Here is a 15022-nt window from a genome sequence, read left to right on the forward strand (position 1 = left end):
TCCTCGCGACATGCGTGCAGTCATTGTCGCTCTTGCCGCCTCCTCCGCGCTTCTCGTCGCGCCCCCAGCGCTCGGTGCCCGAGGCGTGCCGTGCGGTTTCTATGGCATCGATCCAGGGGCGCCCGTCGACGCAGGGGAGGTGATCCTCGACGACGATCAGGCGAAGCGGCTCGCGCGGGCGGGCGCCGGCGCCGTGCGCGTCGAGTTCCTGCTCGATGACGCCGAGGCGTGGGACGACGACAAGCTCGAGCAGTACGACGCCATCATCGACGCGGCGCGCGCCGCGGGCCTCGAGCCGGTCGGGCTCCTCTCTCACCGCACGATCGGAGAAGGACAGGACGTCTGGAATGACGATCCGGACCGGGACGGCGACAACGCGTACGTGGAGGCGTTCGCCGAGACGGCAGAGGCGCTCATGACGAGGTACGCCGGGGACGTCGTCCAGTGGGAGATCTGGAGTCAGCCGAACTGCTCCGAGCTCCCCGACCCCGCGCGCGACCCGGAGCACGCCGGCTGCACCTTCATCCTGCCCCGGGTGCTCGCGCAGATCCTCGCCCAGATCCGCATCCGCAACGAGGCGCTCTTCAACGTCGACGCGCTGTCGCTGACCACGGGCGGCCTGCTCGCCTCGGACGACGCGGCCGCGCCGTTCTCGGGGGTCGATTACCTGCGCGAGCTCTACGCGCAGCCGGCGTGGGACGATCTCGAGGCGCGCTTCGGCCAACGGACGCCGTGGTCTCGCCTCGGTCAACAGCTGTTCTTCCATCAGAGCACCGAGGTCGATCCGGTGACGCTCAACGATTATCTCGACGCGCTGCGCGACCTCGCCGACGAGGAGGGGGACGAGAGCCCCTTCGCGGTGACCGGGATGGCGTGGTCGAGCGCGCTCGCCGGCGAGGAGCTCCAGGCGGCGAACCTGACAACGTCGTTCGAGCTCCTCTCGGAGCGCGACGACGTCGCCGGCGTGGTCTGGGCCAGCTTCCAGGACGCGCCGCTCGACGAGCAGCCCTTCGGCCTCGTCGACGAGGTCGGCGTGGAAAAGCTCGCGCTCGCCGCGTTCAGCGAGTCCGCCGACAACTGCGAGCCGACGGAGCAAGGCGGGGGGACGGGGAGCGGCGGCGGGGGGAGCGGATCGAGCGGCGGCGGTGTTGCTGCCGGCTCGCCGCCCGGCAGCAGCGGACAGGTGGGGCGGCCGATCGACGGAAAGCGGCGCGCGAGCTCCTGCAGTTATGCTGTGGGCGCAACCAGCGGAGGCGGAACGCGGAAAGATGTGGGTTGGTTCACATTGTTCGCGATCGGCGCGATCGCGATGGTGCGCTGCCGCCGCGTCATTTGAAGGCAACTCGAGCGCTCTCGTCGCCGACAGGTGAGGCATGCCTCACAGCTCGGCGCGCTTCGCGCGGCGGATGGCCGTGCACGTCGGCCTTTTGCTCTTCACTGGTTGCGGGCACGACGGCGCGGGCGATCGCTTCGGCGTCTGCGGCGATGGCGTGGTCGACGAGGGCGAGGTGTGCGACGACGTCAATACCGCGGAGGGCGACGGCTGCTCGCCGACGTGCCAGCGCGAGGAGCCAGCGGCGCCCCGCTGCGGCGACGGCGCGCTCGACGCGGGCGAGGCGTGCGACGATGGCAACAAGGCGGCCAGGGACGGCTGCTCGGCGGCGTGCGAGATCGAGGCGCCCCCGCGCTGCGGCGACGGCGCCATCGATCCGGGGGAGCAGTGCGACGACGGGGACGTCGCGACGGGCGACGGCTGCGAGGTCGATTGCACGAAGACGCCGGCCGAGGAGACCGTCTGCGAGGAGCTTTTGCCGCTCGCGCAGGGGACGTGCGAGGTCGTTGCCGGCGCGGGCGCGACGCTGATCCGGGGCGTCGTGCTGGCCCCGGGCAGGGTGTACCGGGGCGGGCGGGTGCTCGTGGACGAGCGGGGCGCGATCGCGTGCGTCGGCTGCGATTGCGAGGCGGCGGGCGCGACGGAGATCATGTGCCCGACCGGCGTCGTCTCCCCGGCGCTGATCAACACGCATGATCACATCACGTACACGCAGAACAGCCCGTATACCCCGACCGAGGAGCGCTATGAGCACCGGCACGACTGGCGCACCGGCAACAACAAGCACACGAGAATCGACACGCCCGGCATGGCTGACCAGGCGCAGATCCGCTGGGGCGAGCTCCGCTTCCTGATGGGCGGCGCGACCTCGATCGTGGGCTCGGGGAGCGCGCCAGGCCTCCTCCGGAACCTGGACCGGGCCGACCAGGAGGGCCTGGGCCAGAACGCGGTCCATTTCGACACGTTCCCGCTCGACGACACGGGCGGCCGCGAGCTCGTGAGCGGTTGCGGCTACTCGGCCGACATGGTGACAGGGGAGGACGTCGAGGGAGAGGACGCCTATTGCCCGCACGTCGCCGAGGGAATCGATGCGTCGGCGCGCAACGAGTTCGTCTGCCTGAAGGCGGAGCCGAACGACGTGCTCGAGCCGCAGAGCGCGTTCATCCACGGGATCGGCCTGACCGCGCCCGACTACGCGGCGATGGCGGCGGAGGACACGGCGCTCATCTGGTCTCCCCGCTCCAACATCACGCTTTACGGCGACACCGCCGTGGTCACCGCCGCCGCCCGCCTCGGGGTGCAGATCGCGCTCGGCACCGACTGGATCGCGACCGGATCGATGAACCTCCTGCGCGAGCTCCGGTGCGCGGCGGCGCTCAACGAGACGTATTACGACGGATTCTTCACCGATGAGGAGCTGTGGAGGATGGTCACCGGAAGCGCCGCCGCGGTCACCGCGACGGACGACGTGATCGGCGCGCTGTCCACGGGGAAGGTCGCCGACATCGCGATCTTCGACGGCAGAGAGCGCGAAGGCCACCGCGCTGTCGTCGCCGCCGATCCCGAGGACGTCGTCCTCGTGATGCGCGGCGGAAAGGTCCTGTATGGCGACGCGGCCGTGGTGTCCGCGGTCCGGGGCGCGGGCGCCTGCGACGCGGTCGATGTGTGCGGCGTGTCGAAGCAGGTCTGTCTGCGGGACGAGATCGGGATGACGCTGGAGGACCTCGAGCAGCAGGCGGGCGAGATCTACCCGGCCTTCTTCTGCGGCGAGCCCGAGGGCGAGCCGCTCTGCACCCCGTCGCGCGCGGAGAGCGCGCCCCTGAACGCCTCGGTGAACGGCTCGACTGTCTACACCGGGCAGCCGACGGACGCGGATCTCGACGGCGACGGCATCGAGAACGGCGCGGACGACTGCCCGAGCGTCTTCAACCCGATCCGGCCGCTCGACGACGGGGTCCAGGCCGACTTCGACGGCGACGGCGACGGCGACGCCTGCGACGCGTGCCCGCTCGACGCGGGCAGCACGCTCTGCTCGCCGCCGGACCCGAACGACGCCGACAACGACGGCGCGCCGAACGGCGCGGACAGCTGCCCGAACCTCCAGAACCCCGGCCAGGCCGACGCGGACGGCGACGGCAAGGGCGACCCGTGCGACCTGTGCCCGGACCAGGCGAACCCAGGGGCCCTGGGCTGCACGGTGGCGATCTACGATATCAAGGACGGCACGCGCGCGGAGGGCGAGACGGTGGCCCTGGAGAACGTGCTCGTGACCGGGAAGCACGCGAGCGGCTTCTTCGTGCAGGCGAAGCCGGGCGACCCGGGGTACGCGGGGCCGGCGCACTCCGGCGTCTACGTGTACAGCCCGCAGAACACGGTGCTGGTCGGCGATCGCGTGCGGATCACGAGCGCGGTGATCGCGAGTTACTTCGGGCAGATCCAGCTCGGGTCCGCCGTGGTCGAGGTGATCGCGTCGCTCGGCGAGGCGGCGCCGGCGCCGGCGCCCGTCGCGCCGGCCGACATCGCGGCGGGCGGCGCGCGCACCGCCGAGCTCGAGGGGGTCCTCGTCGAGGTGGAGGACGTCACGGTGATCGGGCTCGATACGATGGTTCATGAATTCGTCGTCACAGGCGATCTGCGCGTGGACGACCTCCTGTACCGGTCCAGCCCCTTCCCGGCGGAAGGCCAGCATTTCGCGAGCATCCGCGGCATCCTCACCTACCGGAACCACGACGCGAAGGTCGAGCCGCGCGGCGTCGATGATCTCGTGACGACCCTCGGGGCGGCGGCCGCGACGGCAGGGCTCGTGATCAACGAGGTGGATTACGATCAGCCTGGCGGAGATGGAGCCGAGTTCATCGAGATCTACAATGGCGCCGGCGTGCCCGTGGATCTCACGGGCCATGCGCTCGTGCTGGTCGATGGATCCAGCAGCGCGCCCTCCGCCTACAGAACGCTCGATCTGGGCTCCGCCGGTACGCTCGCGGCTGGCCAGTACCTCGTCGTCGGCAGCACGGCGGTGGTCGGCACCGACACCATGCCAGGCGTCGTGGCGGAAGGTGCGGTGACGATCGCCTTCTCGGGCGCGCAGACCGACCGGATGCAGAACGGGGCTTCCGACGGGATCGCGCTGATGAACACCATGACAGGGGCCGTGATCGACGCGCTCTCCTACGAGGGGAGCATCACCGCCGTCACGATCGGGGGCGCCAGCGTGAGCCTCGTCGAAGGCGACGCGTTGCCGGCCACGGTGGCGGACGGCGGCATGGCGACAGGCTCGCTCTGCCGCCTGCCTGACGGGACGGACCCGAACCGGGCCGCCGCCGACTGGGCGCTCTCCGCGACGATCACCCCTGGTGCGGCGAACGTGCCGTGAGCCCGGCCGAGACGCCGTGTTCTTCAGCGCAGCGCACCTCGACGCCCGCCGTTCGCCCGGCGCCACGCGGTCCGCGCCGCGCGCGCCGGTGTCTTCGTCCTGTCAGCTGTGTCCGGAGAGAGTGAAGAGAATCAAGGAGGAATGGGCCGTGAGCGGGCGCTCACAGGCAACCGCAGAGCGGGTCGCCCGCCTTGCACACGCACTTTCCGCCCTTCTTGGCCGGCGCCGCCGCGCTGGCGCCCCGCGCCGCGCTGGCGCCCCGCGCCGCCTTGCCGGACGTCGCCGCTCGGCCGCGGAGGGTTGCGGCCCCCTTGATGTTCGACGTCTTTGTGTCGGCCACGTCCTCGCCCTGCGCCAGCGCCTTGGTCGCCTCCGTCGCCTTGTAATCGGAGAACGCCTTCTGCGCCTTCTCAGCGTCGCTCTTGGCGGCGTCGAGCGCGAGGGTAAGCTCGGTGATCTTCCGGTTGCGCTCGTCGAGCTGGAGGTTGAGCTGCGCGATCCTGTCCTGCTCGGCGACGCGGGCGGCCACCGCCTCGGCCTGAGCCGCCTCGGCCACCTTCACCTTGCCGGCGAAGGTGGTCACCGCGACCGCGGCCACGGCCGCCACGACCAGACCCACCCCGAACACGAACCGACCCCGCCGCTTCTGCCGCACGCCCTGGGCGATCGCCTCGAGCTCGCGTTCAAGGTCCCCCGAGGCCGACATGGGCGGCACGCTGGCAGCCACCGGCGCGATGCTGGCGGGCCCTCTGGTCCCCTGGTAGAGCACTCCCGGGCTTTGTTGCGTGTTCATCATCGCGCGCGACCTCCTCCTGCGTGAGCCGTTCCTCCTCTAAGCAAGTGGGGGGCCTCTAAGCAAGTGTGGTGCCAGGTGAGCGCGCCCCGACTTGGCACCGTGTGCATCGTCCGTGAAGCAAACAGCGGTGCAAAGCGAGGACTCACACCGCAAAGCGGTGGCTCGCACCGCAAAACGAGGACTCACACCGCAAAACGAGGACTCACGAGGCGCTCCCGAGGAGAGTCGCGCGAGATCCGGGTGGATCACTTGTTCTGGTGCATGGATCGCTCACCGGACCTCGATGCGTCCCCTGGTCCGACGGAGGTCCTGCACCACGCGCCGGCAACACCGGTGCTGTCGGCGCGGAGGGAGGGCCGCCTCACGGCAGCGATCGGAAGCGCCCCGATCGAGCCAGCGATTCCGGCTACTTGCGGCCGTAGTCCGGCCACCGCCGCGTCCCCGCGGGATCCTCGTCGCGAGGTGGCCGTCAGGGCTTCAGCTTGGCGACGAAGGCGTCGGCGCCCCCGGAGCTCATCATCGGGTCCTGCCCGAGATCGATCCTGCCGCTGAAGCTGCCCGTCAGCGCGATGGCTCCCAGCTCATCCACGGCGACGGCCCGGGCGCGCTGCTCCGCCGCGTCGCCGAACGATTTGGCCCAGGCCGTGTCGCCGTTCGGAGCGAGCTTCGCGATGAAGGCGTCGTTGCCGCCGAGGGACTCGAGCCTCGGGCTCGGGGCGCCGAAGTCGATGGCGCTCTCGAACTCTCCGACCACGATGACGTTGCCCGCCTGGTCGGCCGCCACCCCCAGCGCCTTCTGATCTTCCGCATCCCCATACAGACGGTTCCAGAGGTGCTTGCCCTCCGCGGTGAAGGCGGCGACGACCGCGTCCCTTCCCCCGGCGTATCTCCGCGGCGCTCCGTCGAAATTGATCGTTCCCCCGGTGCTCCCCGCGACGACGATGTCCCCCTTCGCGTCCACCGCGACCGCGGCAAATTCCTGGCTCATGGTGTCGCCGAAGATCTTGGCCCAGAGCGGCGTCCCGTCCCCGTCGAGCTTCGCAATGAAGGCGTCGTCGCCCTGAGCATTGAGGAGCGTCGTCCCGAAGTTCACCCTGCCCGCGATGCGGCCGACCAGGACCACGCCTCCGTCGGGCGTGACGGCAGCGTCGTTCGCGACCTCAGCGGTCGTATCGCCGAAGTTCCTGCTCCAGGCGAAGTTTCCGAGGGCGTCCATCTTCGCGACGAAGATGTCCTCGCCACCTCCCGTCAGGTGGTCCCCGCCCATCTGCAGCCCGCCCAGCACGTCGGCCCAGTCGGTGAAGCTGCCAGCGACGACGATGTTGTCGTCCGAATCCACCGCGAGACCGTAAACTCTATCGACGCTCGGACCGGCGATGGTCTTGATCCAGTCCAGGGCGCCCTCTGCGTCGAGCTTCGCCACGAACACGTCCGAGCTGCCTCTGCTCGTGAGCGGCGTCCCGTCGAAGTTAAGTGTGTTTTCGAAGGTCCCGGCCAGGATCACGCCGCCGTTCCTGTCGAGCGCCACGCGATTGCAAGAATCCGAGCCGTTCCCCCCGAACGCCTTCGACCATTCCTTCGCGCCGCCGGGCGCGAGCTTGACGACGAAGCCGTCGAACGCTCCCAGGCTGCCGACGGAATCCAGGCTGGTGCTGAAGGCACCCGCGATCAGGAGGTTTCCTTCCCTGTCGAAGGTGACGTCATAACCGATCTGCTCGCCGTTCACTCCGAGCTGGGTGCTCCACTCGTGCGCTCCGGTGCACTCCGCCACACGATCGCAGCTCTCGTCATTCGCCTTCGTCGTACAGGCCTCGGTCCTGGGGAGCACCTCGTCGACGCACGCGCCGCCGCGCAGGCAGCCGTCCTTGCACTCGCCGACTCCCCTGGTCGACTCGGGGCCTGTATAACAAGGGTCGCAGGGCTCGCTGCCGCCTGCGCCGCCCGTGCCGCCCGCACCTCCCGCGGCGCCTGCGCCTCCCACGCCGCCCGTGCCGCCCGCGCCTCCCGCGGCGCCCACGCCGGCCATCCCGCCTTGCGCGGTGCCGCCGCCGCTGATGGCGCCCGGCACGAGCACGCCTTGATCGAAGCACCCGCCCAGCGCGCCGGCCACGCCGAGCGCGCCGCAAAGGACCATGAAGCCGTTGCGTTTCATCAAAACACCCCCGCGATCCCGGCACCCCACGGCGATATCCACGGACGGACCGCTGCGCCCTTGGGCCTCGCCGCCGCGGACGGTGCGGTGAGGAGCAGCGCGACGCCGCCCGCGGCGAGCGCTCCGCCCACGATGAACGCCGGCGCAGGGACGAGGCGCAGGTCGTTGTACGAGCCCAGCCTGGCGCGCGTCCTCGGCGTGTCCGGGCACACGACGTCCTCGGTGCACCCGAGATCGATCAGCTCGCTGCGCCGCGCGCTCGTGATGCCGAACGTGATCCCACCGACGACGAGCGCCGCGGCGCCCGTGCCGACGGCGGTCCAGCCGAGCACGCGCTGCGTGGTGCCCGGCGCCGGGTCGGCGGGCGGGGGGAGGACGATAGGCGGGCGGACACCGACGGGGAACTCGAGCGCGAGCGCCGCCTCCTGCCGCTCCTGCAGCGCGACCTCCCGCCGGACGACACGCCCCGCCCACGCGGCCTCGACGACGTGCTCGCCAGGATCGACAGGCTGGCTGACCCCCACCAGCGCGGGTGGCATCGGCTTGCCGTCGATGGTGATCTGCACCTCGCGCTCCGGGGCGCCGCGTACCCCCACAGAGAGCCTGGGGATTCGTGGCTTGAGATCGTCGTACGCTTTCCCGGCGTCGGCGACCGCGGCCTTGAAGACATCGCTGGCCGAGGCGTCGAGCGAGGTGCGGCTCACTTGCAGGTAGCGCTCGGAGGCCTCGATGAGGCGCCCGAGCTGCTCGAGGCACCGGGCGGCATAGAGGTCGATCGTCGGCGCCTGGATCAGCTGGTCCGCGCGCCCGAACTTGTCGAGCGCCGCCGCGAACTGGCCCTTGTCGAAGAGGTCGAGGCCCTCTTCGGCGAGGGCCCGGGCCGCGTTCATGGTGGCGGGGTCGACGTCGGCCGCCCGCGCGGTGGTCGCGAGCGCGAGCGCGAGCGCGAACGCGATGGTGGCGGTGCCCGAGACCCTCGATCGCGCGCGCATTCGTCTCCTCAGAAGCCGAGGCGGTCGGACCTGGGGCGCGTCGCGCTGGAGGCCGCGGGCGGGGCCGCGGACGAGGGCCTGGGCCGCGGCGAGGAGGACGCGGCCCTGCCCGGGCGAGCGGGCGCCGTCTGGGCGGAGGAGGCGGCCGCGGCCGGAGCGCTGGCCGCCAGCGCGGAGCCGGCGCGGGGCGCAGGCGTCGAGGTCGACGCGGCCGTCGTGTCCTGGGGAGGCGCGAGCTCGGGCGCCACCCTGGGCGAATTCGCCTCCGCCGGCGGATTGTTCGCGGGGGCGGCGACAGGCGGTGTGTCGAGCGTCCCCGGCGGCGAGGCCGCGCCGGACGGCGGTGCGTGCGGGATCGGGTCGTCCCCGAGCGCGCGCCAGCCGATGAAGAGCACCCCGCAGAGGACCGAAGCCGCGAGGCCTAGCGCGACGGCCGGGATCGGCATCCTGCGGCGAGGTCTCGAGTCGGCTCCGGCCTCGTCGTAGAGTCCCGGCGGCGAGGCGACGCTCCCATCGGGCGAGACGGAGAGCGGGGACGTGGAGATCGGCGGACCGGAGAGCGGCGCGGCGGAGAGCGGCGCAGCGGAGATCGGCGGGACGGAGGGCGACGTGGTGCCCGCGCCCCCGGGGATCGAGCTCACCGAAGCCCGCCCGCCCTCCTGCGCGTCGCTGGGCGGCAAGAGCGCGTCGCGCAGCGCGTCGACCATCGCCGTCGCCGAGGCGAACCGCCCGTTCGGGTCACGGCTGCACGCCTGCATGAACCACTCGTCGAACGCCGGCGGCACGGGCACAGACGCCACCTTCGAGGGGACAGGCAGCGGATCACTGCATATCTCGAGGATCATCGCGCCAGGCGCCTCGGCCGTGATCGCCGCCCGGCCGCAGACGCATTCGAACGCGATCACCCCGAGCGCCCAGAGGTCCGACCGGTAATCGACGGTCGCGCCCTGCGCCTGCTCAGGGCTCATGTACGGCAGCGTCCCGATCAGCACGCCCGCCTGCGTCCCGATGCCCTCTTTGCCGGACAGGCGCGTCTTGGCGACGCCGAAATCGAGGACCTTGGCCACCTCCCGGTCGTCGTCGCGGGCGAGGAAGATGTTGTCGGGCTTGAGGTCGCGGTGGACGATGCCGGCGTCGTGGGCCTTGCGCACGGCGCGCGCGACGTCGGCGAAGATGCGCGCCGTATCGGCCGCATCGAGCGCGCCGACACGCTCGAGCCGGTGCGCGAGGTCCTCGCCCTCGAGGAGCTCCATCGCGATGAAGGGGACGTCGTTCTCGACGCCGTGATCGAGGATCTGCACGACGTTCGGGCTGCGGAGCGCCGCCGCCGCCTGCGCCTCCTGGTAGAAGCGCGCGCGGACCGTCTCGTCCTTCGCATAGAGAGGCCCGAGCACCTTGATCGCGACCGGCGAGCCCAGCGTGAGATCGTCCGCGCGCCAGACGGTGCCCATGCTGCCCGAGCTGAGAGGGCGGAGCAGCCGATACCGGCCGACCAGCACCTGTCCCTCCAGCCCGAACGCGTTCGTCGTCATTGTCGCAGGACCTGTGGTGCGCGCGTGGCCTTCCCTACGCTGGTGATTGTTCAGTGCTGGTCAACAAGAACAACGGATAGACTGAAAGTCTACGAGGCGTGGCGCGGAGCGTCAATCGGTGCGCCCGCCGCGTGCTCGCAGGACGTCGCTAGAGCACCGAGCAGGTTGGAACGCCGCGCGAGAGAGAGTTTGAACCACAGCGACACAGAAGCGACAACAACAAAACCTCCGCGCATCCGTGGTTCGTTTCGTCAATTTTTCGATCGGTTCGGTACCCTAGATCAACACGAAGTCCTCGGCCACGGAGACCTCCTCGGCCATGATGCTCGTGGTCTCCTCGTCGCGCTGGACGGCGAGCTTGTAGAGTTGCGCCAGCACGGCCGGGTGATCCTCGACCAGACCCATGAACTCGGTGGCCGGAAGGTACAGCGTCACGGTGGGGTGAACGGCGATCACCTCGGCGTTCGTCGCGCGGCGGAGGACCATCGCGATCTCGCCGGCGACGTCGCCGGGGCCGAGCGTCGAGAGCACGAGCGGCTCGCCGCGGGCGTCGTCCGCCGCGTCGCGCCGGACGACGGCGACCTCTCCGGAGGCGATGAGGAACAGGCCGGGGGGCCGCTCATCCTGGACGAGCAGCCGCTCGTTCTTCTCGAACGTGCGCGTGCGGAACCGCTTCACGAGCGCGGGCCTGTCGGCCTCGGGCACGACGCGGAGCACGTCGCTCATCCGGACGAGGTTCTCCACCATGCGGTCCCGGCAGTAGGCCGCGAGCTCCAGGCCCACCTCGGGCTCGCGCTGCGCGATGTCGTCGATCGCGTCGCGCTTCACCTCGAGCACGATGGAGGGCCGGGTGGCGATGACGCTCCCGGTGCGCGGGGCCCGAGAGAGCAGCGCCATTTCGCCGAACATGGCGCCGTTCGCGAGCCGGGCGAGGAGGATCTCCTCGTCCCCGCGCCGGCGCCGCGCCTCGAGCTCCCCGCGCGCGACGAAGTAGGCCTCGCTGCGCGCGGCGCCCTGCTCGATCACCGTCGTCCCCGCCGCCACCCAGATGGGCGTGAAGGCGGCGCACAGGGCGCGGAGCGCGTCGCGCCCGACGGACGAGAAGACCGGCTGGGGCGCGATCCCGGGGTGATCGGCCTGGGCGGCCAGCCTGCGCGTGGCGTCGTGGAGGATCTCCGTCGCCTTGTTGAGCAGGAGCGCGCCGGTCAGCACGGAGGCGAGCGGCTGGAACGCCTCGGCGGCCGGCAGGGGCGGCGGCGGCGGCGCGCCCTCGCCGAGCCGCGGCGAGTCCCGGCAGAACGCCTCGGCGATCAGGTCGAGCCCGGGGCCGGCATCGCCGCCGAAGCGCTCGCTCTCGCGCGCGGCCGCCACGGCGAGCGGCAGGTTCTCGAGGTCGATCGCGCGGGCGATCGCGGTGGAGCACGCCTCGCGCGCGGCCTCGTGCCGGTTCAGCTCGCCGAGGAGGCGCCCGCAGAGGCAGAGCGCCGACGGCATCGTCGGGTCGTGCCGGACCAGCGCAGCGGCCCAGCGCAGCGCGGCGTCCCGCTCTCCCGCGAGCGCCAGCGAGAGCGCGCGGTCGATCGGCGACTCCGCCTGCTGGATCGAGCCCGGGAGTACCGGGGGGAGGGCCATGTAAGCGTGTATATCAGGGTTCATTGCGCGGCGGCAAAGAACGCGCCCGGTTGATGCCCCGCACGCCCCGCGCGCCCCGCGCGCCCCGCGCGCCGCGGATCCCCGGGAAGGAGCGCGGCGTCGTGCTCAGGCGAGGTGCTGCTTCAGGAACGCGATGCTCCGTTCCCACGCGAGCTTCGCGGCCTCGGGGGCGTAGACCTCGGGGCGCGTGTCGTTCGCGAACGCGTGGTCGGCGTCATAGACGTGGAGCTCCATGGATTGGCCGCGGGCGGCGAGCTCCTTCTGGATCGCCTCGGCGGCGGCCGGCGTCGCCCAGCCGTCGCGCGCGGCGAAGTGGGCGAGGATCGGCGCCTTGACGCGCGTGTAATCGGGCGCGGGGCTCGGGACGCCGTAGAAGGGCACCGCGGCCGCGAGCTCGGGGATCGTCGCGGCGGCGGCGAAGCTCAGCGCGCCGCCCATGCAGAACCCGATGACGCCGACCTTGCCGGTCGACCGCTCGTGCGCCGACAGGAAGCGGGCGGCGCCGGCGATCTCCTCGAGGGCGCGCGGCTTGTCGAGCTCGGTCATCAGCCGGTTGGCCTCGGTGGCGTCCTTGGTGGTCTTGCCCTGGTAGAGGTCGGGCGCGAGGGCGATGAACCCGGCGGCGGCGAGCCGGTCGAGCAGCGAGCGGATGTGGTCGTTCACACCCCACCACTCCTGGATCAGGACGACGGCAGGCGACTTGTCCCCCTGCTTCGGCCAGACGATCTCGCCGGTCGCCGAGGACCCGTCCTTCGCGGGGAACGAAACCTTTTCGGACATGCGACTCCTCCCTTTCGAGACGGGGATGGGCTGCGCCGTCCTCGTCCGTGATCGGGGATCGGCTTCCGCCGCCCCCGTCGGCAATCGGGGATCGGCTTCCGCCGTCTCCGTCGGCAATCGGGGATCGGCTTCCGCCGTCCCCTCATGGCGCGGCGCAGGATAACCGCCCCGCGCACGTTGCGTAGCGCAAACTGCCTGGCACGCGCTCCACGCCGGGACGCCGGCGATGTAGATTGACGGCGTGGATGCGCTGGCGGGACGATGGAGGCGAGCGGTCTCGTCCTTGAAGGAGCTCCGGCTGCGGGTCGCGTTCCTGCGGAGCGAGGTGCTGCGCGCCGATCTCCCCTCCGTCGCCCGCGCGCTCGACGATCTCTGCCGCGACGCCGAGCAGGCCAACCCCCTCGCGCGCGACGTGCTGGGCGCCGTCGTGCCGGTCCTCGTGGATCCTGCGCTCTCGGAGCGCGTCGAGCAGCTCCGCGAGCTCGCGTCCTCCCATGCCCTGCTGCCGCTCTCGCGCCTCCTGCGCCGCAAGGCGCGGCGGCCCGAGGCGCAGCCGGCCTCGCCGGCGCCCGACGAGCGGCTCGTCGCCACGTCGAGCGCCGGTCGCGCGCTCACGCTCGGCGAGCGGCGCGCGCTGGCCCGGCGGCCGACCCGCGCGGCCTTCGACGCCTTGCTCCGGGACCCGCACCCGCTGGTCATCCGCAACCTGCTCGCCAACCCGCGCTTGACCGAGGATGACGTCGTCCGCCTCGCGGCGCGCCGCCCGGCGAACGCGGAGGTCCTGACGGAGATCGCGAAGCACCCCGAGTGGCCGCAGCGCGCGCGGGTGCGCATGGCGATCGTGCAGAACCCGGGCGCGCCGCAGGAGATCGCGGTGCCCATGGTGCGCCTGCTCCTGCGGCCCGAGCTCCTGCGGCTCGCGGCGGCGGCGGACGTGCCCGCGGTCGTCCGGGCCGCGGCGCGGGAGCTGCTCGATCGCCGTCCGCCCGTCCCGCACAAGCCAGGCGGCCCGCTGGCGCAGTGAGGCCGCGCCCTGCGCGGGGTCGGCGGCGTGCGCGCAGGCCGCCGCCGCGGTGTCGCGATCGGAGAGGAGGAGAAGAGAGCAGAGAGGGAGTGAGGGAGAGAGGGAGTTGAAGGAGAGAGGGAGAGAGGTCGTGCAGGGCGCTTTCGTGAATCGGCGCCCGCTGGCGAGGCTACGCGACCTCGGCCCAGCACCGCGCGAGGCGGCGCACGCCCTCGTCCAGGTCCTCGTCGCACGCCACCGAGGAGAAGCAGAGCCGGAGGGCGAATGGGCTCACGGCGCCGTGAGCCCGGAACAGCGAGCCCGGGTCGAAGGCGACGCCGTGCTCGATGGCGGCGGCCAGGAAGAAGGCCTCGTTCGGCTCGGCGTCGGGCTCGACCCAGATCGCGAAGCCGCCGGCGGGCGGGTCGAACCGCCAGCCGGGCAGGTGCTTTCGGAGCGCCCGCTCCATGCGGGCGGCGCGGCGACCGTAGAACTCCCGCAGGCGCACGAGCCGCTGATCGAAGTCCTCTGTGCGGAGGTAGTCTTCCAGGATGGCCTGCGGCAGGCTGGCCGCCTGCTGATCGGCGGATTGCTTCACCTGGAGGACCTCGGCGCGGAGCGAGCGCGGGGGCACGAGCCAGCCGACGCGGAGGCCGGGGCAGAGCGTCTTCGAGAACGTCCCGACGTGGAACACGCGATCGGGGGCCTCGGCCAGGAGCGGCCGCGGGACGGCGCCGTCAAAGGACAGATCTGCGTAAGCGTCGTCCTCGATGATGGGCCGGAGGGTCGAGAGGACCCTGGCTCGATCGCTGCGCGACAGCGTGCGTCCACGCGGATTGGAGACGGCGGGCATGAGATAATAGGCATCGACGTTGCTGCCGCCGTCGACGACCGTCGCGCCGAGCTCCTGGAACCGATCGAGCGCGCCGGGGGAGCTCTCGCGGTCGACGCCGATCCTGGCGCGCGATCCGCGGACCAGCTGCGCGGCGAGGGACACGGCCTGCTGTGCGCCGCTGGTCACGATGACGTCGTCGCGAGCCACCTGGGCGCCGCGCCGGCGCAGCTGCCCGGCGATCCAGGCGCGGAGGTCCTCGTCGCCCTCGGGCCAGCTACACGGGAGCGCCGCGCAGCTGGGGTTCTGAAGAGCGCGAACGAACGAGGCCGCGAGCTTCGAGCGCGGGAACTCGCCCGGGGCGGGCAGCCCGCCCGCGAAGCTGATGAGGCCAGGTGTGTCCGCGGCGCGCCGCTTCAGGGGGTCGAACCGCTCGAGGCCGTGTCCGAGCCGCGGTCCGCTCCGCGGCGCATCACGCGAGATCGGGGCCTGCACAGGCCGGGTGTGGGACGACGGGGGAGGAGGCGTTGCGCGCGCGGTGGCATCCATAGAGTTCAGGGTCCGAGCGAGGCCATT

Annotated in this window: 10 protein-coding genes; 3 read left to right on the plus strand and 7 right to left on the minus strand. The window is 71.8% G+C overall.

The window, feature by feature from the left end:
• The first annotated feature begins 10 nt into the window (after positions 1 to 10).
• Together WMF39_RS00315 and WMF39_RS00320 are read left to right on the plus strand one after the other, a co-directional pair.
• Entirely contained in the window at positions 11 to 1336 is a 1326-nt protein-coding gene (locus WMF39_RS00315) for a hypothetical protein (protein WP_437743567.1), read from the plus strand.
• Positions 1337 to 1373: 37 nt separating this feature from the next.
• Positions 1374 to 4706, plus strand: a complete 3333-nt coding sequence (locus WMF39_RS00320) for a lamin tail domain-containing protein (RefSeq protein ID WP_437743568.1) — start codon at positions 1374 to 1376, stop codon at positions 4704 to 4706.
• 160 nt (positions 4707 to 4866) lie between these two features.
• Here WMF39_RS00320 and WMF39_RS00325 read toward each other — a convergent pair whose 3' ends face one another.
• From WMF39_RS00325 to WMF39_RS00350, 6 genes are all read right to left on the minus strand, one after another.
• Positions 4867 to 5499 carry a hypothetical protein gene (locus tag WMF39_RS00325; RefSeq protein ID WP_437743569.1) on the minus strand — a complete coding sequence of 211 codons (633 nt, stop codon included), beginning with the start codon at positions 5497 to 5499 and terminating at the stop codon, positions 4867 to 4869.
• 472 nt (positions 5500 to 5971) lie between these two features.
• Positions 5972 to 7654: an SBBP repeat-containing protein gene (locus WMF39_RS00330; RefSeq protein ID WP_437743570.1), complete on the minus strand. Its 1683-nt coding sequence runs from the start codon at positions 7652 to 7654 to the stop codon at positions 5972 to 5974.
• Positions 7654 to 8646, minus strand: a complete 993-nt coding sequence (locus WMF39_RS00335; RefSeq protein ID WP_437743571.1) for a tetratricopeptide repeat protein — start codon at positions 8644 to 8646, stop codon at positions 7654 to 7656. The genes WMF39_RS00330 and WMF39_RS00335 overlap by 1 nt, the downstream gene beginning before the upstream one ends.
• Positions 8647 to 8654: 8 nt before the next feature.
• The gene (locus WMF39_RS00340; protein ID WP_437743572.1) at positions 8655 to 10178 is read right to left on the minus strand and encodes a protein kinase domain-containing protein; all 1524 of its coding nucleotides are present in this window, start codon (positions 10176 to 10178) and stop codon (positions 8655 to 8657) included.
• A gap of 276 nt (positions 10179 to 10454) precedes the next feature.
• Positions 10455 to 11810, minus strand: coding sequence for a cyclic nucleotide-binding domain-containing protein (locus tag WMF39_RS00345; RefSeq protein WP_437743573.1), 1356 nt, complete (start codon positions 11808 to 11810; stop codon positions 10455 to 10457).
• 126 nt (positions 11811 to 11936) lie between these two features.
• Positions 11937 to 12611, minus strand: coding sequence for a dienelactone hydrolase family protein (locus WMF39_RS00350; RefSeq protein WP_437743574.1), 675 nt, complete (start codon positions 12609 to 12611; stop codon positions 11937 to 11939).
• A gap of 241 nt (positions 12612 to 12852) precedes the next feature.
• Between WMF39_RS00350 and WMF39_RS00355 the strand changes: the two genes are divergently transcribed.
• Entirely contained in the window at positions 12853 to 13635 is a 783-nt protein-coding gene (locus tag WMF39_RS00355) for a hypothetical protein (protein WP_157906337.1), read from the plus strand.
• Between the two features lie 169 nt (positions 13636 to 13804).
• Here the strand turns inward: WMF39_RS00355 and WMF39_RS00360 are convergent, their stop codons facing one another.
• A complete protein-coding gene (locus tag WMF39_RS00360) occupies positions 13805 to 14941 on the minus strand; it encodes a PLP-dependent aminotransferase family protein (protein WP_437743575.1) in 1137 nt (378 codons plus the stop codon).
• Positions 14942 to 15022 lie beyond the last annotated feature (81 nt).

It is taken from the genome of Sorangium sp. So ce1504 (genome assembly GCF_051521635.1).
Classification (GTDB): Bacteria; Myxococcota_A; Polyangia; order Polyangiales; family Polyangiaceae; genus Sorangium; species Sorangium cellulosum_B.